The 18755-nt window shown below is 37.7% G+C and carries 22 protein-coding genes; 2 read left to right on the forward strand and 20 right to left on the reverse strand.

The window, feature by feature from the left end; all coding sequences use genetic code 4:
* Positions 1–71: 71 nt before the first annotated feature.
* From MHM_RS02355 to MHM_RS02380, 6 genes are all read right to left on the reverse strand, one after another.
* A complete protein-coding gene (locus tag MHM_RS02355; protein ID WP_015511846.1) occupies positions 72–1799 on the reverse strand; it encodes an MIP family Ig-specific serine endopeptidase in 1728 nt (575 codons plus the stop codon).
* 72 nt (positions 1800–1871) lie between these two features.
* Positions 1872–2498: an RNA polymerase sigma factor gene (locus MHM_RS02360; RefSeq protein WP_015511847.1), complete on the reverse strand. Its 627-nt coding sequence runs from the start codon at positions 2496–2498 to the stop codon at positions 1872–1874.
* Positions 2499–2538: 40 nt separating this feature from the next.
* Positions 2539–4944, reverse strand: coding sequence for a preprotein translocase subunit SecA (locus MHM_RS02365; protein WP_015511848.1), 2406 nt, complete (start codon positions 4942–4944; stop codon positions 2539–2541).
* 88 nt (positions 4945–5032) lie between these two features.
* The gene (locus MHM_RS02370; protein WP_015511849.1) at positions 5033–5260 is read right to left on the reverse strand and encodes a hypothetical protein; all 228 of its coding nucleotides are present in this window, start codon (positions 5258–5260) and stop codon (positions 5033–5035) included.
* Positions 5261–5372: 112 nt separating this feature from the next.
* A complete protein-coding gene (locus MHM_RS02375; RefSeq protein ID WP_015511850.1) occupies positions 5373–6242 on the reverse strand; it encodes a hypothetical protein in 870 nt (289 codons plus the stop codon).
* Positions 6243–6361: 119 nt separating this feature from the next.
* Positions 6362–6997: a hypothetical protein gene (locus tag MHM_RS02380; protein ID WP_015511852.1), complete on the reverse strand. Its 636-nt coding sequence runs from the start codon at positions 6995–6997 to the stop codon at positions 6362–6364.
* 19 nt (positions 6998–7016) lie between these two features.
* Here MHM_RS02380 and MHM_RS03020 point away from each other — a divergent pair, with 19 nt between their 5' ends.
* On the forward strand, positions 7017–7184 hold the full coding sequence (locus MHM_RS03020) for a hypothetical protein (protein ID WP_187286225.1): 168 nt from the start codon (positions 7017–7019) through the stop codon (positions 7182–7184).
* 241 nt (positions 7185–7425) lie between these two features.
* Here the strand turns inward: MHM_RS03020 and MHM_RS02385 are convergent, their stop codons facing one another.
* The 8 genes from MHM_RS02385 to MHM_RS02420 all read right to left on the reverse strand — a co-directional run bounded on the left by MHM_RS02385 (position 7426) and on the right by MHM_RS02420 (position 12650).
* Positions 7426–8097: a hypothetical protein gene (locus MHM_RS02385; protein ID WP_015511854.1), complete on the reverse strand. Its 672-nt coding sequence runs from the start codon at positions 8095–8097 to the stop codon at positions 7426–7428.
* Positions 8098–8130: 33 nt separating this feature from the next.
* On the reverse strand, positions 8131–8733 hold the full coding sequence (locus MHM_RS02390) for a hypothetical protein (RefSeq protein ID WP_015511855.1): 603 nt from the start codon (positions 8731–8733) through the stop codon (positions 8131–8133).
* A 10-nt stretch (positions 8734–8743) separates the two neighbouring features.
* Positions 8744–9391, reverse strand: coding sequence for a hypothetical protein (locus tag MHM_RS02395; RefSeq protein ID WP_015511856.1), 648 nt, complete (start codon positions 9389–9391; stop codon positions 8744–8746).
* Positions 9392–9417: 26 nt separating this feature from the next.
* On the reverse strand, positions 9418–10020 hold the full coding sequence (locus tag MHM_RS02400) for a hypothetical protein (RefSeq protein ID WP_015511857.1): 603 nt from the start codon (positions 10018–10020) through the stop codon (positions 9418–9420).
* Between the two features lie 14 nt (positions 10021–10034).
* Complete coding sequence (locus MHM_RS02405; protein WP_015511858.1) at positions 10035–10682, reverse strand: hypothetical protein; 648 nt, start codon at positions 10680–10682, stop codon at positions 10035–10037.
* Positions 10683–11360 (reverse strand): hypothetical protein, encoded by a 678-nt coding sequence (locus MHM_RS02410; RefSeq protein ID WP_015511859.1) that lies wholly within the window; start codon positions 11358–11360, stop codon positions 10683–10685.
* Positions 11361–11607: 247 nt separating this feature from the next.
* Entirely contained in the window at positions 11608–12246 is a 639-nt protein-coding gene (locus MHM_RS02415) for a hypothetical protein (RefSeq protein WP_015511860.1), read from the reverse strand.
* A 47-nt stretch (positions 12247–12293) separates the two neighbouring features.
* A complete protein-coding gene (locus MHM_RS02420; protein WP_043902157.1) occupies positions 12294–12650 on the reverse strand; it encodes a hypothetical protein in 357 nt (118 codons plus the stop codon).
* Between the two features lie 34 nt (positions 12651–12684).
* Here MHM_RS02420 and MHM_RS02425 point away from each other — a divergent pair, with 34 nt between their 5' ends.
* Entirely contained in the window at positions 12685–12882 is a 198-nt protein-coding gene (locus MHM_RS02425) for a hypothetical protein (RefSeq protein ID WP_043902158.1), read from the forward strand.
* 99 nt (positions 12883–12981) lie between these two features.
* Here the strand turns inward: MHM_RS02425 and MHM_RS02430 are convergent, their stop codons facing one another.
* From MHM_RS02430 to MHM_RS02455, 6 genes are read right to left on the reverse strand one after another with little or no spacing between them, the layout of a single operon-like run.
* Complete coding sequence (locus tag MHM_RS02430) at positions 12982–13602, reverse strand: hypothetical protein (protein ID WP_015511863.1); 621 nt, start codon at positions 13600–13602, stop codon at positions 12982–12984.
* Positions 13603–13609: 7 nt separating this feature from the next.
* The gene (locus MHM_RS02435; protein WP_015511864.1) at positions 13610–14227 is read right to left on the reverse strand and encodes a hypothetical protein; all 618 of its coding nucleotides are present in this window, start codon (positions 14225–14227) and stop codon (positions 13610–13612) included.
* 15 nt (positions 14228–14242) lie between these two features.
* Positions 14243–14854, reverse strand: a complete 612-nt coding sequence (locus tag MHM_RS02440) for a hypothetical protein (protein ID WP_187286226.1) — start codon at positions 14852–14854, stop codon at positions 14243–14245.
* A 49-nt stretch (positions 14855–14903) separates the two neighbouring features.
* On the reverse strand, positions 14904–15542 hold the full coding sequence (locus tag MHM_RS02445) for a hypothetical protein (RefSeq protein ID WP_015511866.1): 639 nt from the start codon (positions 15540–15542) through the stop codon (positions 14904–14906).
* A 30-nt stretch (positions 15543–15572) separates the two neighbouring features.
* Positions 15573–17477 carry a CHC2 zinc finger domain-containing protein gene (locus MHM_RS02845; RefSeq protein WP_342661855.1) on the reverse strand — a complete coding sequence of 635 codons (1905 nt, stop codon included), beginning with the start codon at positions 17475–17477 and terminating at the stop codon, positions 15573–15575.
* A complete protein-coding gene (locus MHM_RS02455) occupies positions 17461–18747 on the reverse strand; it encodes a glycine--tRNA ligase (protein ID WP_043902161.1) in 1287 nt (428 codons plus the stop codon). Before MHM_RS02455 ends, MHM_RS02845 begins: the two co-directional genes overlap by 17 nt.
* Positions 18748–18755: the final 8 nt, after the last annotated feature.

An 18755-nucleotide genomic window follows, 5' to 3' on the forward strand; every position in this document is an offset into this window, starting at 1 on the left:
ACTTTTAAACATTATGCAAATAGTACTCACACTAAGTTAGAGAAAAACCGGGCACAAGGCCCGTTCTTTCCCTATCTAGCTTTTCAGTCCTGAGATTTTAAGAAAGATCTCACATGAGGTAAGTGGGTTTCCAGCTGAGTTCTATATGAAGAAACATTATGTCCCTGACCTGTTAGCAAATCAAATCCTGGAAGTACTATTCTCCCCTTATCATCTACTACCCAACTACCTCTCAAAGGTTCTACAAATCCATAGTTAAGTCCATCGTTGTACATTCTGTACAATCCCAACAATTCTCCTGTTTGATCAAGCACCATACTTCCTGAAGCTCCCTTGCCTAAGAATGAGTTACTAATTAGGTAGTTATAACCTCAACCATTTAAGGTCTTACCATTCCACGCAATCTTAGATGCATCAGAAGTGTTATCTATTGCTTCAAGACTTGCATGACCTACCAATACCTGACCATTTTTATTTCTAAGGTTGTATTCAGTAGGTGTTTTTAAATAAGGTCAGTCCCTGAAATAAGTCAATCTGCTTTCAGTAGGTCTTAGATTAGCATACTGATGGTAGTAAGGGAAGTAATTGTAATCATCAGTCTTAAACTTTTGATTCATTAGGAAAGAAAGATTCTCTGAAGGTGAACCGGGATACCCGCCGATAAAGTATCTTTTTTCGGTGCGTGTCAACTCCTCCGCATTGTACCGGCTCATCAACTCCTCTGCGAAGAAATTAACTGGTAACTTTTTCTCTTCAGTTACATAAACCCCCTTTGTCTTATGTACTATATCCCTATAGTACTTGTCATAAACCCCGTTGGTCATCACTCTAGCCTCATCAGCATTAGCGAACTCTACTTCCATTACCCCAAAATCCTTAAAGTAGTTTTCCCTATTTGTAGTATGTCCTGATACTGTGTATCTATCGCCCAGGAAGTTAACTGCAGAATACACTAACTTAGGCCTATCAATGGTTGTGGTATACACTCTAGAGAATGTTCTTGACCAAGGTTCATACGTCAAAACGTGGGATTGTCACCATCTTGGATAAGAGCCGTTATACCAATACTGAGTGTTATATCTATTTCCGTAACCTCCTCCAAATCTATGAGCATCAGCTGAATCTTCCTCTGTATACAGAATTAATTGAGCAGTGTTATTTACTATCGAAGCTTCACAGCTATTTAATCTATCAGCTGTAATATTGTTGTAGTATCTAGGTACATTTAAAGCTACTGTTTCATCAGTGATAGGCAACTCCACCTTATATGGATTCTCCCTAAATCTAAATTTGTTAATTACATGTAAATTTGTAGCTATGAATCATTTTGTGGGATAATTCCAGGTATCTTCCGGTATCTCAAAGTCCAGTAATCATCCAGTTCCAGACTGACAAGGCATTGAAAGCTTTAGTGTGTGATCCTTAATTCTCTTATATATATCTGCCTTCTCAGCTGTAGTCAAATTCCCTATAGTATTTAATTTTTCTCTAAACGGTACCTGATCACTAAAGTCTAGATACCTCCCTCCAGGTTGATCATCCCTCCAGTATGACTGATGTCAAGAAATTTGGTCAATTCCATCTGTAGACTTTAAGGGAGACTCTGAATAAAAGGCTTTATTCCGCTTTAATGCATCTGATCTACTATTAGGTAGTAGTCACTTGCTATTAAAGTAGTAAGAGCCATCATCGGCAAATGCTACAGGTGTAAGTTGACCATATATCTGGTGACCTCCTAAACCTACTCCTAGTGCAAGCGTAAGCTTAATACCATTAAGTACTAGTGGAGTCACAGGCATAACTTAAGTTTAGACCATGGAGAAAATAGTAATTTTTCTAAATTGTACTCTTAAGACTTTTAGAAATTCAAGCTAATATATTTTATCTACCGAAGGATAAGCCTTTAAGATCAATTTTTTTATATACTGTCACTTACTCTTAAATGTAGAATCACTTAACTGAAGTCTCTCCCGAATTTCTAAATTTTTCACACCCTGGGATTTTAACTCTCAGATGAGAGCATAGTCTCTACCCTTCGGAAGTAAAAACTCATATATAGTAGAGACTCTTCCACGTAATACTATTCTTTCCAAGACTGAAGAATCATCCCTCTCTAATTTAGCCTCTTCGGTCTCCTTATATCATTTTTTATCTAAATCCTGTACTTCTTTACATGCAAACACTCTTTTTAATTCATGCATAGTTTCATACTTAATTAACTGATATAGATAGTTTTTAAAAGAAACTGAACGAATATCATTTCACCTATAGTTTTTTACAGCTTTTCAAAAAGCTATAAAAACATAACTTGAAACTTCCTCATAACTTCACCTAATGGAATCAGAATACAGTTGATGACTTAAAAATTTAGAAGCATATCTACATGCATCAAGATAATAAATATCCAGCAGTTTATTAAATGCTTCTCTATCAGCATAGAGTTGAAACTGCTTAACATACTCCCTAATCTCCTGAATAGAAAGTGACCCTTCTGACATTGTGTATTCATTATATGTTCAAAATTACCTCCTTATTGTCTTAACTTTTAAGCATTGTACTCTCAGAAGGTTCTCACTTTTTTCTCTCAGCTTTAACAAAATCTATAAGTTCTAACGCACCGTCTCTGGAATGAACGCAAAAAACTTCCCTAATTATTGAATTCCTACAATTTTTCTGTAAATCTACAAAAATCTCCTCCATCTTTTCGATAAATATATTCAGTGGAGATTTATGCTCCATTGACTGTAATGCTATAGTGCTTCTAGTTTTATCTGCATCATCCAAATGTTGCTCTCAATACAAGTCTATTTGGGTAATCATAAGTTCCTTGAGTATACTATTCAACTCTAAATTTTCTAACTTAAGTTTTTTAAGTGTCCAGAAATAGAAAAAACTATCTTTTAAAAATTTTTCTATATCTTCTAACTTTCTACCCTTAAAGTCTGTCTCTAAAAATACCTCTTTTTCAAAAAAGTAATTATTTATGAGATAGGCTAACTCTCCAGGTCTATTCTCTCTGGGATCCAGCTTTCCCAGATAGTCTGTTACTCAACCTTTAAGTTGTTTCTCTAGCAGTGCTTCAAATACCCTTTCATTATTATCGCTAAATAAGATGAATTTTCGCTGATTGTAGATAATATCTTGTTGAATAGAGAGAATCTCACTATATTCAATGAGATTTTTTCTACTATCAAAAGAAGCATACTGTATTCTCTTCTGGAGTGAAGCTATTGTTCTAGAGAGAAAGGGACTCTCAAAGTGTTCTTCCTTCATTTTTTTAGAGAGCTTTTCAAATTTATCAGCACCAAATCTCTTGAAGATTGTATCTTCTAGGGAAAGGAAAAAGACTGATTTACCTGGATCTCCCTGCCTTCCTGATCTCCCCCTTAGTTGATCATCTACCCTTCTAGATTCATTTTTTTCACATGCAATGACATAAAGTCCTCCTAGTTCAACTACATCGGGCGCAATCTTAATATCTACTCCTCTTCCTGCAATATTAGTTGCGATTGTGATTGCATACTTCTGACCTGCTCTTGCAATTATCTCTGCCTCCTTATAGTGATTTCTAGCATTTAAGATCTCACAGGGTATATTTTCCTTCACTAGTAGAGAGTAAATGTATTCAGACTCATCAACGGAGCTAGTTCCTACTAGTAGGGGTTGTCCCCTCAAATAGTTATATTTGATCTCTGAAATAATTGCCTTTACCTTTAACTCCTTATTCTTGAATATCATGTCTGGTAAGTCTATTCTCCGTGTAGGTCTATATGTAGGTATCTGCACTACTATCATGTTGTAAGTCTCTGAAAGTTCCTTAGACTCTGAAAAGCCTGTACCGGAAAGGGCTGCAATTTTCTTATATTTTCTAAAGAAAGTTTGATAGGTTATCTTAGCTGTAATTCTGCTTTCATTTTCAATAGTTAAATATTCTTTAGCCTGTATAGCCTGTTGAAGTCCATAACTATAACTTCGACCTTCCAATATTCTTCCTGTTCACTGATCAATTAACTTAATACGATCATCCTGAATGATGTATTCTCTCCCATTTTGGAGTATGAAATTAGCCTGTAATGCATTATGCACTCTATTAATCAGAATTGAATTTCCTAGAGAGTAGAGGGACTCCAACTCCAGGAGTCTCTCTAACTTTCTCACTCCTCTTCCATTTAGTATTACTGTCTTAGTCTCTCAGTCTATCTTGTAGTCCAACTGATCTAAGTTTTTAACTGCCTGATCCACTACAAAATAAAGTTCAGGTTCATTCGTAGAACTTCTAGAAATAATAAGTGGGGTTCCGGCTTCATCAATCAAGACAGAGTCTCCCTCATCTATGATTGCATAACTCAGTGAAGAAAGTACTATCTCATTGGAATTTTTAGCCATATTATCTCTTAGGTAATCGAATACTAATTCTGCATTAGTAGTATATGTGACATCACACTTGAACATTTCTCGTTTATGATATTTACTAAGTTTTGCACTATTAAAGCCTACGGAGAGTCCTAAAAAATTAAGTGTTTTTCTGCAAAATTCAGCATCTCTCTTTACAAGATACTCATTTACTGTAACCACATGAAGTCCTTTTTTTTCGAGCGCAAGTATATAGGCTGCTAATACAATTACTAGAGTTTTACCTTCACCGGTTTTCATTTCTGCAAAATTTCCCTCATATATTACTAATGCTCCCAGTAATTGAGTACTAAATGCAAAGAGATTGTGTGTTCTAAATGCAGCTTCTCTAACTACTGCCAGCGCTTCCGGTACTAATTCTGAGAGATCCTCTCCTAGTTCCAATCTACGTAAAAAATATCTGGTTTTAAGTTTTAGTTCATCATCTGCAAGTGCTCTCATTTCTTCAGTAAATTCCTCTATCTGAGAAAGGGTAGAATTGAGTCTCGCAAGTATAGACTCAGAGGGACTTAAAAGGGTCTTTAAATTCACTTAAAAAGGCTACAGAAAGAACCGATTTAAATTTTTAACTTTAATTTCTCCTCACTCTCCCCCGCGAGGGGAGAGAAGTAGAGAACTATTAACTATTTAATTCACTAGAGAAGTAGTGAGCTAATTTATTTTTTTTCCTTACAGCAACAACAACATTTACCATCTTGCGACTTACAACATTGTTCAGTGCAGGTACAGGTAGAGTCTGAAGAGGTGCAGCAGCAAGCTTTACCCTCGCTGCAGCTACAAGTCTCCTTGCACTCTTTACAGCAACAACAGCATTTTTGTTCTGCAGCTGAATTTCCACCAGAGACACTATGATAGATACCTAGTCCCGCAATTGCTCCCGCCGGAGGAGTCAAGAGTGTGAGCATCTTGATTAAAGCTCTTTTAGTTATTCTTTATTCTTAAAACCTACCTAGTCTCTGTTATTGGTGAGATGCAGAAGAATTATTAAATCACCAGGAAAGTACACTAAAAATTGTTTCTGCAGCTTTAGAAGGTACTGAACCTAAATCATATCCCTGTTGTTTTACGCCTACTTCCAGTAGAAATCCTCCCTCTCAACCTGCCTGAGCTGCATCTCCCCTCTCATCTAAGAAATCAGACAGTTTTTCCTTTGTCAGGGTGTAAATCCCGCTCGCAGATGATTGTCCTCCCCCATCAGTGGAGGAAGGCTTTGTGGATTTTGTCTGCGAAGCTTTATCGAGTAACTCCACAAATCTATCAATCTTTTCACTAACCTTTTCCGGTGCTTTTATAAGTTCATTAGCTAATCTTACAGCCACTCCTGGTTCCACTCTAAATGAACCTGAAGAGGTCCCTGACAAAATTTTCAACGCTTCTTTAGTCTTGGTTAACTTTTCATCATCAAATAGGTCTTTTAGTTTTTTACTCTTGGAATCATCGGACAGAAATTCAATAAACTGTGGAGATTTAGAGTACAAATTGGATAGCAGAGACTTCAACTCTTCTACATCTGAGAATGCAGCTTTAAAGTTAGTTACATCTTCTCAATTAAAACTCGTGTGAGTTTCTTTAATTCACTGTAAAAGTGGTAAAACTGAAGTACCGGCTTTGGTTAATGAATCGCTAGTAGAATCGTATAGACTCTTAAAAAACTGAGGTACTGCAGACAGTCAAGCTCATGCATTTACTGGATTAGCACTATTGCCGCCCCTCAAGAAAGTAAAAAATGATTGCAGTTGAGGTCCCCATGCAGAAATTTTGGAGATAATAGGATAACCTTGCGTAAGTTCAGAGAGTACAAGGCCTGTTACAGCGCCCCCCCCCTGCAAGGACTGCTGCGGGAAGTAGTAGTGCTGGTTGGGACATAAATAGGCTATTAGTTAACAACCTAGCATTAACAGTAGCTAGAGACATATTCTATTGACTTACTTTACCTTTTTCTATTGTTTTAATTTTGGGCTTTTAAAAAAGAGTCTAGTGCTCCTGCAATTATTGAATTAACTATGGAAGTGCCTCTAGATGGAATAGGAACTCCCAATTGATTTAAGCCTATTTCCACTAGGAGAATGTCTTCATATACATCTTGAGAGCTATCACTCCTAGACTGGAAGAATCTATCTATTCTTTCCCTACTTAGAAGATAGGGTTCCGCAACTGACTGATTTTGAGTTGTAGCTCCCGCAGAGGAAGCTCCCTGTCTATGTTTATTGGAAATAGACCCTATCAATTTAGAAAGTCTATCCACCTTCTTCATAGTCTCTTCTGGCGCTGTTAAGAATTTATTCATAATATGAGTCAATAGCCCTTCTTGTACCCTAAAAATATTATTAACCCCTGTCGCTTGACCTGACAGAATCTTAAATGTTTCCTTTGTTTTAAGTAGCGATTCGCCTAAAAACATAGCTTGAAATTGAGTTCTATTTTCAGCGTTCATAAAGAAGGAAATCAATCTAGGTAATTTAAGGTGAAAATCTTTTAGCAATTCTGAAATCTCCTGCTGTTTAAATACTGTTTTTTTAAGTCCCTCTATAAACTGAATTGACTGAGAATAGTGATCTTTAGTCATATTTTGAATAAATTGCATTATTGATTGAACGGCTGAGGTGATATGGGAGGAAACAAAGGTAAAAGCTTCGGAAAGTGCAGTTGGTATGGAACATAACAGGGAAAAGGTATCACAAAAGGATGTACTACTAGAGGGAGCTTCTGCACCTTTTAGAACACTAGCAAATCCTCCAATTTTAGCTCCAACAGTCTTAAGGGCACTATAAATTGGCTGGGATTGAGTTAGCTCAATTCCGATTATTCCTGTTATTGCCCCCCCCGGATAAGAGAATTATAGGAATGGTGCTTTTAATTGGAGTCAAAGTTAATCCTCCAAGTCACAATCTGGGAGAAAGTGCGAATTTCACTAAAACCGCAACTATCTAGACACTTTTTACTTATCTCCCCCCCCTAGTGGGGGAGACTAATACTTTAAGTTAAATGCTTTTTCTAAAGTGGAATACTATTCTAATTTTGGGAACTTTCCCTAAAAAAATTAATTACCTTTCATCTACCTTCTTGTTCCTCCTGAAGTGCTATTTGACCTCTATCTCCTCCTGTTTGATCTTCCTTTCAACAATCTGAACTACAAATATAGAGAATAGTTTTATGACTTTCAACTTTTTTCTTTAGAAAGGGAAGCTCTTTAACCTCTTTATTTTCCCTACATAATCCTAGATACTCCTCTTCTGAACTCTTTTCTGCATCATCTCCTGAACTAAATATAGTTCATTTAGGGTTATAAGAACTACAGTTATTAGTTCAATTTCCATATCTCTGTTCTGCTCATTCTTGGTTAGGATCTTTTCAAATGTCGCTCAGTAATTGTGCTAATTCTGACTTATTAGAGTTAACTGAATCCTCTCTCTCCGATTTTCAACAGACGCTTGAAAGGCCTGAAGTTCCAAGCTGGATAGCTGAAGTTTGATCAATATTTGAGGAGCTGCACTGGGTAAAAATTATAGGCTTAACTGCTCTAGGTGCGCCAACTATATTTTCGGGGACACTGCCTACCAGAGTTTCAGTAGAAGCTGAAGGTTGTTTGTGCCGTTGAAGGTACAATGCTACAGGTGTCCCAATAGCTCCGCAACTTCCAAGTGCGCAAGCCGCTCCCACAGTTGGTTTGGAGAAAAAAGGCATTTACACCCTAAATTTTCTTCAACATTAAGCGATTTATTTTTGTTGTTTAAAAAACTTCACTTCTTTCCAACTGCCAACCGCAGAAGTATACTTTTTAGTTCCTACATTTTCACCTTCAGAGGTTGCGAAACACTCTCCTGAACAGAACTCTAGTTTCAAGCTACTTTTGTCTCTTGGAGTGGACTGTTTAACTCAGAGGGATTCACTATCATTTCCCTTACACAGCCCTAGATACTTAGAATTGTCTTCTGCGACTAAAATGACTCATCCGGAAGTTGAGTCAGTACATTGCTGTGTCCAATCATTGAAAGTAACGGAATGTCAAGAATTGCCCTTATTTCTTCATTGATCCCTAAGGAAAGCTGTAAGTTCACTTTCTGCAGTAGGAGAAAACTCACCTCCCTCTGACGGAGTTGCAGCTCAACATATTTTTTCTTCCGGTGCGCTACCAAAATCTATTGCTTGATCGGTTTCGACGTTATTAGCGTTACACTTGGAAATTTGAACTTCATTTAATTCCCCCGACTTCAATGGTAGGGCACTAATGCTACTCATCGATATTGGTACACCTACGGCAGAGCAAGCACCGCCCGTTCCGATTGTTCCTAAAATGGTCTTTCATGCAGCGGCCTTCACTAAAGATTATTTATTTACTGGTCACTGACTTCGAATAAAACTCAATCTTGGATCAATTATTCTCTTTCTCTCTACTTAAAACCTTCGGTGAACTATCTAGAGTACTCTCCTTAATTGTTCAACAGTGATTGCTACAAGCTCACAATTCTCATGTATTAGAAGCGCCGACTCCTACTTGTTTCTTTTTCACAAACTTAGTACTTTCTATCTGAGATTCCCCACATAAACCTAGATGGTGCGCGCCGTAATTGTTGCCTGAAGACTCCACTAATATTACTCAAGGGTTAGAAGTATTGCCATTTAAACATTGTTTATTTCACCTTCCCTGATTTGAACTGTCTCCCCAATTTTGATCACTAACACTTCATTGCTCCTTAAAAAATTGAGTATATTCGTCTGAGGTGGAGAATTGATCATTATTTTGTGTCCTTCAGCAAAAGTGGTTTGCTGTGGAGCTCCCAAATTCTACAGATGCATCAGATTTTGCCTCCGAATTCTTACACTTACTAATATCTACCGAGACTTTCGAAACATCCCCCCCCTGCAATCCAAATTCTCTGGCACTTCCAGCGCTCAAGGCCAATGGTACTCCTACTGCAGAACTTACTCCAGCAACACTAGTAACTGTTCCTAACACAACCCTAGAAGTAACAGTCACTATCTCCTAAGTATGACTATCTAATATTAAGACTTAATACTTTTATAAAAAGCTACTTCCTTCCAGTTATTGCTATTCTCGGTTTTGAATATTTTCGTATTCTCTGAAGTCTCCCCACTTGCTCAACAGTTAGCGCCGCAAATTCATCATTTAACTCCCCCAGCTTCTGTTTTTAATTTGACAAATTCAGTACTCTCCGCTAGTGTAGTTCCGCAGCGACCTAGGTATTTAACACTAGTTGTCTCGCTAAATAAAACTCAGGAATTGGCTACTCCCTCACCAATACACTGATCTGTTCACTCACTACTCCCCTTCTCATCGTATCTAAGTTCTCTAATACTATCGCTTATATTAGCTCACTTTTCCCTAAATAAGTCAGTATAACTATCGCTAATGTTATTATCAGTGAAGCCATCTGAAGCTACTGTAGTTCAACATACTGATCCCTCCACATCTGTTCCGTAATTTATTTGTGAGTTGGGAAGTCCAGCCGGCACTCTACACTTATCCAAAGTTACCTGTTTTATCACAGTATAAGAATTGCCTGCACTTAAAGCCAATGGAACACTAACAGCGCAGATACCTCCAGTTAGTCCAGTACAACCTAAGAGAGTCCTTACAGCAAACAATTTTCTCTACCTAATTAGCTACTTAATCTATTTTTCTCTAAAAGAGAAAGCTGAGCAATAGGAGTCCAGTATTGACGTTTATCTACGGCCTTGCAAATTGTCAAATTGTCTCACTTAGTATTCTCTGCAGCTGTTCAATTATCTTCCTTATAGTACTGTATTACATTTTCTGCTTGTTTAACAATTTGTAACTTAAGCTCTCTCTCAGTGGTTGTAGAGTTTAACTGCAATTTATAACTTTTCTCATCCTTTTTTATTTCTAAATAACCATAAAAATCAGAGGATTGTTCTTCTTCTCCAACGCAACTATCTCAGCTCTGTTCTTCTATCTGCCAAGTTTTAGTTGAAGTATCACTTACTTCCAAAATCTGCTGCAGTTTTTTAGTTCAACCTGCAGTCGACGCCTCACTTCCTAGCTTAGCTTTATACTGACTGTCTATCTTCTGCCAAACTTCATCATAGCTCAAAATCTCTGCTTCAATTCCATCCTCAGTCACTTTTTCGCCATCTGATCCCGCTAATGTTACTGAACTATCAGTAGAGGTTGTAACTTTTTCACCTACTTGTCCAACACTCATAGCAATTGGAGCTGCAACCGCACAACATCCTCCTGTTAAGCTAACACAACCTAGAGAACATCTAGCTAGAAATGAATAATTCAATTATCCCCTAAAAAATTGAAGAGGCTTTCAGTTTTGCAATTCTTCTTGAGACCATTCTTTGAGCTGTCCATTAGCCTTTCAATCCTCAGTTTTTCAACAAGCTTGACTACACAACCAAAATTTTTCCCTCCAATCAGCTTTAGCTTTATCCCTTAAGACAAAAACTTCTCTACTATCCCGTCCAAAGCCTATATATTCTTTTCCTACACATTCTGTATCTGATTGAGAGGGTCAAATATTATCGCCGGAAACATCTTCCTCGCCATCTGTAATTTCCTCTTTCTGCCTACAATAAGTTTTGCTCTCTGCAATTCCTACATCAAATAGTGAGATTTTTTCATTCCAAGCGGAGCTCAAAACTTTATTCACATTCTCCTTTTGATCGGCTGTCAGGGTTACTCCCTGGCTACTTCAACATAGTTTAGTTGCATCTCCTCCATTAAACTCAATTGCATTTGCACCCTTCACATGCTCTAAATTGCATTCCTCTATCGAAACTATGCTGGAGAAAGACGTAGGGCTCTGTTTGCCGTTTTCCACAACCTGCGTGCTTTGAGTTGATTCTCTCGCCGTTTTCTCTTGTACGCTATTCAAATTCAGAGATAGGAGAGTTACCACTGCACCTGTTACTCCAACAGTACTGAAAAATCCTAGCAGGAACCTAGACAGTACAGGCAAAACTTTCTAAGCTTCTATACCTACTAACAGAGAAACCTGATTACCCAAATTCAAATTTCGCTAGTCTAGAAGTGTGTTAGCTTTCTCCCCTACTTAACTAGTAATATCCCTTTTCTCTAAAGTGAAACTCTTCACATTTAAGAGTACTGACGCTTTAACTGCTCCAACTCTGTCTGTGACACTACACAATCCTATCACATATTTCGGAAGTAGCTGAAAGCTCAGCTACTTTACTCCAACTACCTAGTTAAGCTGATTGCTGAACATTTCCGCTGTAAAATTTGAGCTCTGTAAACTTACTAACTTTTTCTTGCTGTAATTGTATTTTGGTCTGACTAACTGTACTAGAAGTTTGCGGAGATTCTCAACATTCTTTCTCGCATACTGAAACTTTTGTCTTTGAACTATCCTGACTTACCTTTAAAAATGAAGTATTCTCCCAACCTTGTGCGCCGCATTTTCCTAAATAAATGTCTTTAGGTGTTTCTGTCTCACTCTCACTTGAAATTCATAATTCTCAATTGTTAGTTCCTGAAGTGCAGACCTTTTTTCAAGCGCTGTTTTCGTTTCAATCCTTTGGTTGCTTTCCCCAATTACTGGACAATAAAGAGGAGTAGTCTGAGTCATAAGTTGCACCTATTTGAGAGCTCGAATCAGCTGATCAACATACATTTTGAGCAGTTGATGTGCCAAAATCTACAGAATTTCCCTGATTAGTGCCTCCAGAAGTACACTTAGTTAACTGTAATTGTGAAGTTGGCTGCCCCCCCCCAGTCGATGTTTTTTCCATATTTCCCTGTACATGTAATGTTGCTGGTATTGCTACTGCAGAACTAACACTAGCCAAGGCAACTAATGCCAAACACAACTTAAGTAGAGATATCATCTTTTCTAACTAAACCGCCAAGCGGTCTAGTAAGTTAAAACTAAAACCTAGCTACTTGACTGACTAGAAGCTTCTCTCCTATAAAACTTCACTTCCTCTCACTTATTCTTCTCTTCTTGAATAATCATCTTGCTAGATTCTGGTTTAAACTTTCCGCTTCAACAGTCTTTAGTGCACATCCAAAAACTATACTGATGCTGATCTTTTAACTGTTTTCGCTTAATGAATGCTCCCTCACTACCCTTATCTTCTAGAGATACATAAACATAATCTGTTCCATCGCATTGCTCTTCCCCACCTTTCTGCAGTGTAAATCAACTATCTTGTTCTTCACTTCCATCGGAGTCAAAGTCCTTTAATTTACAGTACAATCTGGCACCTCCTAAATTATCTCCTGTTCACACATTCTTCTTTTCTCAAGCTGACTTAAAAAACTGATTGATTTTCTCGTGATGAGCTGAAACTTCAGAATTGGAATTGTTGGATCAACAAATCTTACGATCTCCTACCTCCCCAAATGGAATTACGGCAGTACCGGAATCGGAGGGACTAGGATTGCAGACTTCGACAGAAACTAGCTGAGACTCAGCATTATCTGACAGCCCCCCCCCCTTGAACGCTCTTCATCTTTTCTAGTAAGAGTTAAGGTTACCGGTACCGCAATAGAACAAATACTACCTATTAAACCAATGCCAGCTAGACAAGCTCTTACAGAAAACAGCATTTACCTATCTACTATTTTACGATTGAAGCTTCACTCAATTCGTCTCACCTCTCATCCCTCTGATTCAAGAAAGTAGTTAAATTATCAAAATCTACCACTTCGGGCGCTTTATCAATTCACTGCGAAGCGCTTTTCCTATAGTAACTGACTGAATTATCTACCCTCTTAACTACTGTTACACTTCACTCTCTATTTTTAAGTTCAAGCTTCAATTTATATTCTTCATTTTTGAAATTTAACTTTAGATAGCCGCAGAAAATTCCCTTATCCACCTCGATTGACTTACACTCTCTTCAGCTTTGTTCTTCAATAACTCAATCTGAATCAGAAATCAAGATACTTCTCAATTCTTCCTTTCAGGCAAGTGGAACTACCTCTCCATTTTCAACTGCCTGGCTAATTTTATACTGAGTCTCTAATTTCTCCCACAGTTGATCAAATGACAGCCTGTCCGATTCTGCTGTATCTATTGCACTTAGCTCTCCTGCAGCACTCAGCTCTGAATTGTCTCGCCCTATGCTTGAATCTTCCTGAAAATCACGGCGTACATTCATACTTACAGGCACTGCTACTGACAATATTCCTCCAAATAAGCTAATACAGCCCAATATAGTTTTTAGGGAGATAATCACCTAATATTTAAGAAACCTTTTTGCTATAAAATTTCACTTTTTTCCACTTTTCCTCCCAAGGAGTTTTTAGCTCTTGGGAGACTCCTGTTTCAGAAGTTGTTTCAGTTCAACAGTCACTTATGCATAGCGAAAGAGTTGTTACTCCGCTCTTCTCTTCTCTCTTTATAAAGGAAGTTTGTGATATTTCACTACCGTCTGCACATAATCCTAATCTCGACTCTCCCTCTGTAGAGGTGCTGCTGCCTATACTTCATTTTTTCTCATTCTTCTCGCATTTGAGAGTTCACTTTTCATTCTCTCCCCTATCTTTTCACTGAGGATGAGTCTTACTTCATTCTTCTTTAAAGAAAGAAGTATACTCTCCTTCATTATTATTTACTGTCCCTGTTTCACTTTCTCCCTCTATAGTTCAACAGAAATCTCCATCTGTGACTCCCCCAAAACTTAATTCCCTTCCACTAGAGATAGAACTTGAATCACATTTAGTTAATTGAGGTTCTGTAGTAGAGTAACCTCTTCCTGAAGCTCCCCCTTTGCTCTGAGCTCCTAAAACTGCAGGAATACCAACTGCCGAACTTACTCCTGCAAGCGCCACAATTCCTAAAAACCACTTAAGAAAAATCAAATTTCCTACCTAAATTTACATACTGACTGTTCTATTTAATAAAGGAGTATCATAAAACTCTACCTCTCTTCAATTGTTGGAATTTTCACTAGCTCACTGATTTAACTCTCCCCCTGAATTGAGATAATTTCCTACTCAGCAATCCCGCTGACATAATCTCACTCTTACTACCCCTCCTTCCCGATGCTTATTCAAAAAAACTCCTGACTTGCTACTTTCTAATCACATAATTTCCAATCCATCGCATGCCTCGTCACTGGGCTTAGAAATTCAAAGATTGGATTCCTCTCCTCCCTCACTTTTAGGTCTACAATAAGCCTTTCAACCCTCTAAACCTAATTTGGCTCAAGTTCCTACATTATTTCAACCCAATCTCAATAATTCATTCGCTTCCTGCTGCTTTTCCACTACATCTTGAGCTCTCCAACAAACATCTTTGGTTTTTGAATTTCCATAGTTAATTTTTCTTCCCCCTGGTGATGATTCTAGGTTACATCCTACTAGTCTAACTGGAAGAGCTTCATTTGTTCCTTCAGTTATTAGGGATTGTCTAGACTGCGTCGAATTTCTAGCAAATTTAGAAATTATAGGAACACCTGTAACAACACTTGCGCCCGTCACGCCCAATGCCCCTCCTCATAAAAATTTAGGAGAAAAATGCAATCTTCCCTAATGTTTAACTCTGTTTATAAAATTTAACCTCCTTTCACTTATCTTCTGCTGCATCTTGAAGTTGGGTTGTGCCTGTTTGCCCTCCCTGTGTACTATCTGCCTTTCAACAATCTGTACTGCAACTCCAGAGAGAGGTTTTTCCCTGCTTTACCTCCTTCTTAATAAAGGGAGTCTCCTTGGATCCCTTACTACTATTACATAATCCTAAGTATTGTTCCTCTGCTGTTTGTTCTCCATCACTTCCAGAGCTGAATACTGTCCACTGAGGATTGGAAGAGGTACAATTATCAGTCCACTCTCCGTAACTTTTATTATTTCACTCCTCATCTTTTTTATTCCAAATATCTTTAAATAGTTGAGTATATTTCTCCTGCTCGCTGATTTGGGTTGACTCTCCCGACTCCACTCTTCAACACACAGAATGGTGGCCAGTTGCTCCCAAATCTAAGCTATCCGAACTTGTTGTGCCTGATTCTCTACATTGACTTAATTCCAAGGTGTAAGTTGACTGCCCCCCCCTAGACTCAGTGTAAGTGGTATTAGGGCCTTTGCCCCTATAATTCATCACTACAGGTACTGCTACTGCGGAGCTAACTCCTGCAGCAAACACAAGCCCCAAACATAACTTCAATAAAAGAAGCAAAGCTAGCTAGTGTATCTTTTTACCTTTAATTTAACTTTTACAGGATCTCTCTCAACTTAATACTTCTTTAAAAATTCTAGCTGACTGACTATGTAGCTCTTCTCTGTCTTGAGTTATCTCATCTAAGATAACTATTCTCTCCTTTAAAGCTAACTTAGGTCCTGACTTAATAAATTTTTCGTATTTATTAATAAGTTGATGTACTGAAGAGTAGTAATCTTCTAGAAAGTTCAGTAACTCAGTGGAAGGTTTCTCCACTGAGAGACTCTCTCCCATTGGGGTGAGTGAAGTAGTTAATTGGGCGATTCTCTCCTCCAAGCTTGACAATAGCTCTTTTTCCGCAGAGTTCAGTAATAACTGCAGTTTAAGCTCATATTTCTGAATAAGTGAAGAATATCACTGACTCTCTCTAGTTTGCAAGAATATAGCTGCTGAATAAACTCTAGACACTGCTTCTAATTTTGCAATCACAATAGTCAGTTCATCAACTAGTGTTGCTTCAATTTTTTCACTCTCTATCTGTTCTTCATATAGCAAATATGTTTCTTGATTAGAAACGAGTAATTGCATATTCACAGCCTCAAAATATCTAGCCTTAAAACCATCTAGTATCTTTTTTTCCCCTTCAGAAAGTTGGATTAGCCCATAAAGCTCAAACATTTGAGTTAGTGCACTTAAAGCATTCTGAGGGGTTATCCCAGATTTTAAGAGTAGTTGAGCTCCTGCGCTCCTAGTGTAGAAAAAATTACTCAATAGAGACAATGCTAATTGATTTATATTAAATAACTTCTTCTCATTGTGCGCTCCTGGAAATAATTTAGACCAATTCACATCTATTCAATTTTTTAGGGGGATTGGTGCTGGCAATTTCACTGAACTGTTTAGTCTGTAAGTTTCTGACAAATCTTTACCGGAAAGTGGGGGCAATGCATAAAGCTGAAATCCAAATTTGAGCACTTTCGGGAGAAGCTTAAATGTGGCTGCAATTCCTATTTCGTCATTATCTAGTGCTAAAACTATTTTCTTAGAGGGGAAATCAGACAAAATGTTTAATGCATCATCATTAAGCTCGCTTCCTAATAGCGCTAGATAAATTCCTCCTGGAGCCAAAATATTGGCAGTATATACCTCAAAAAAACCCTCAAATATATAAACAAAGGAATCCGCTGCCGCACTTTTTAAAACCTGAACATTATATAAACATTCACTCTTCTTAAATAAAAGAGTTTCTCTGGAGTGCAAATACCTGGGAAGATGATCTGACCCTCCTATGGCTCTAGCGCTAAAACTAATTGCCTGACCCTCTGAATTAAAAATTGGAAAGATAATCCTATCTCTAAAACTATGCACTAACTTATCTCCTAAAAGATAAAACTGACCTGTCTGGACTAAAAAATCGGGGGTCGCAAACTTAAATTCAGGGGAAACTTTCTGCACATTCTTTAGAGTCTCTACTACCTCTGAAGCAGAAGGGGCATAACCCAATTGAAATTTCTTGATTATCTCATCTGTTAAATTTCGCTCAACTTTTAAATATCTCAGTGCTGCGCTCCCTCTGGGGGAGTATAAAGAATTGCTGTAAAATTCTAACATAAACTGATTAAATCGATGCAGCTGTTGTCTCAGCTCTTCCTCTGGAGAGCTTTTCTTCAAAAAGTGTAAATCTTCAGTAGGCCACTTCAAAATCTCATGGGCTCTCAACACTGCCCGTGGAAAATCCAATTTTTCCCTTCTCATAATAAAGGAAATAGCATCTCCTGAGGCGCCGCAAGAGAAACACTTAAATATATTTTTCTCCTCAGAGACAGAGAGAGAGGCTCTGCTATCATCATGAAAGGGACAAAGTGCCCAGAAGTTACTCCCCCTCTTTTCGAGGGAGAGATAACTCCCTATTATCTCCCTAACCTTATATTTTTTTCTATCTAAATTCTGGATGAATAGCTAGACAATCTCAGATATATTTTTTTAGATTTTCCCTCTTCAACCTCAGCTGTTGTCCTGTATCTCTCTCCCTTAATGTGAATGAAAACTCATCATCTGCTCAATTTCCACTCTGGTAATCTATAGTCAGACAAAAGGCGGTGCCGATTTCATCTTGCTCTCTGTACCTTTTACCTATAGAACCTTTAGTAGATAGTGCAATTGAACAGCTACTCTTCTTAAGTCAGTTAAACAAATTGAGGGCCTCTCCATGTTGCATTTTTGCCAGAGGAAGAATAGCGAATTTATATGGAGAGAGGTTTATTGGAAGAGAAAGTACTGCTCATTCTCTGCCCTCTTTCTTAGTTAACTTTTCTGTAATTAACGCCAAAAGTAGTCTGTTTAATCCAACTGAATGCTCTACTACATGAGGTAACACTAACTCAGCATTCTCTTGGGTTTGAAAATGTAATTTTACACCTGAACATTTCTGATGTGAGTCTAAGTCAAAATCTCCCCTATTTGCAATTCCCCACAATTCCTCTCGACCGAACTCAAAATTGTAGTAAAGATCCGCATTTCTCAGGGAATAATGGGGCAATTCGCTACCTGTAACTTCCTGAAATTGAATTGATGAAGTTGAAAAACCTAAAACATCTACTAAAAAGGAATTTACCTGTTTCTTTTGATGCTCTAGAGTAGCATTAGACTTTTCTGGTAATACAAATTCTTCAAACTCTAACTGTTCAAATTCTTTAGTCCTAAATACTCCCCTTCCTGGAGAAACTTCATTTCTGAAAGCTTTCCCTATTTGAGCTATTCCAAAGGGTAAGCTTAACTGAGACTTTAGCGAAATAAGCTTAGTATTCACAAAAATTGTCTGAGCAGTTTCAGGTCTTAGATAATATTTATCAGTCTTAAAAAGTAACTGAAAGCTTTGAGGTTCAGTTAAATCCCTTGCATTGCAATTCCGACATGCTTTTAAGTCCTCATTATCCTCCAGTTCATATCTATGATTACATTTTTTACACTCAACTAACTTTTTCTCAAAATGAGATAAATGTCCGGAAGCTTCTCAAATCTGTCTAGAAGTTAAGAGAGTTCCCTCATATAATCTTGCATTCTCTCTACTTGAAACAAAAAAAGATATTCATGCTTGCTTAAGATTCTCCTTTAAGAGTACTCCAATATGACCATAATCTCAGGAAGCTTCTTGACCTCCATAAATCGAATTAGTTGGAAATATAAACCCCTTTTCAATAAGATACTTCTCAATCCTAGAGATTTTCTATT

This window comes from Candidatus Mycoplasma haematominutum 'Birmingham 1' (assembly GCF_000319365.1).
Lineage (GTDB): Bacteria > Bacillota_I > Bacilli_A > Mycoplasmatales > Mycoplasmoidaceae > Eperythrozoon_A > Eperythrozoon_A haematominutum.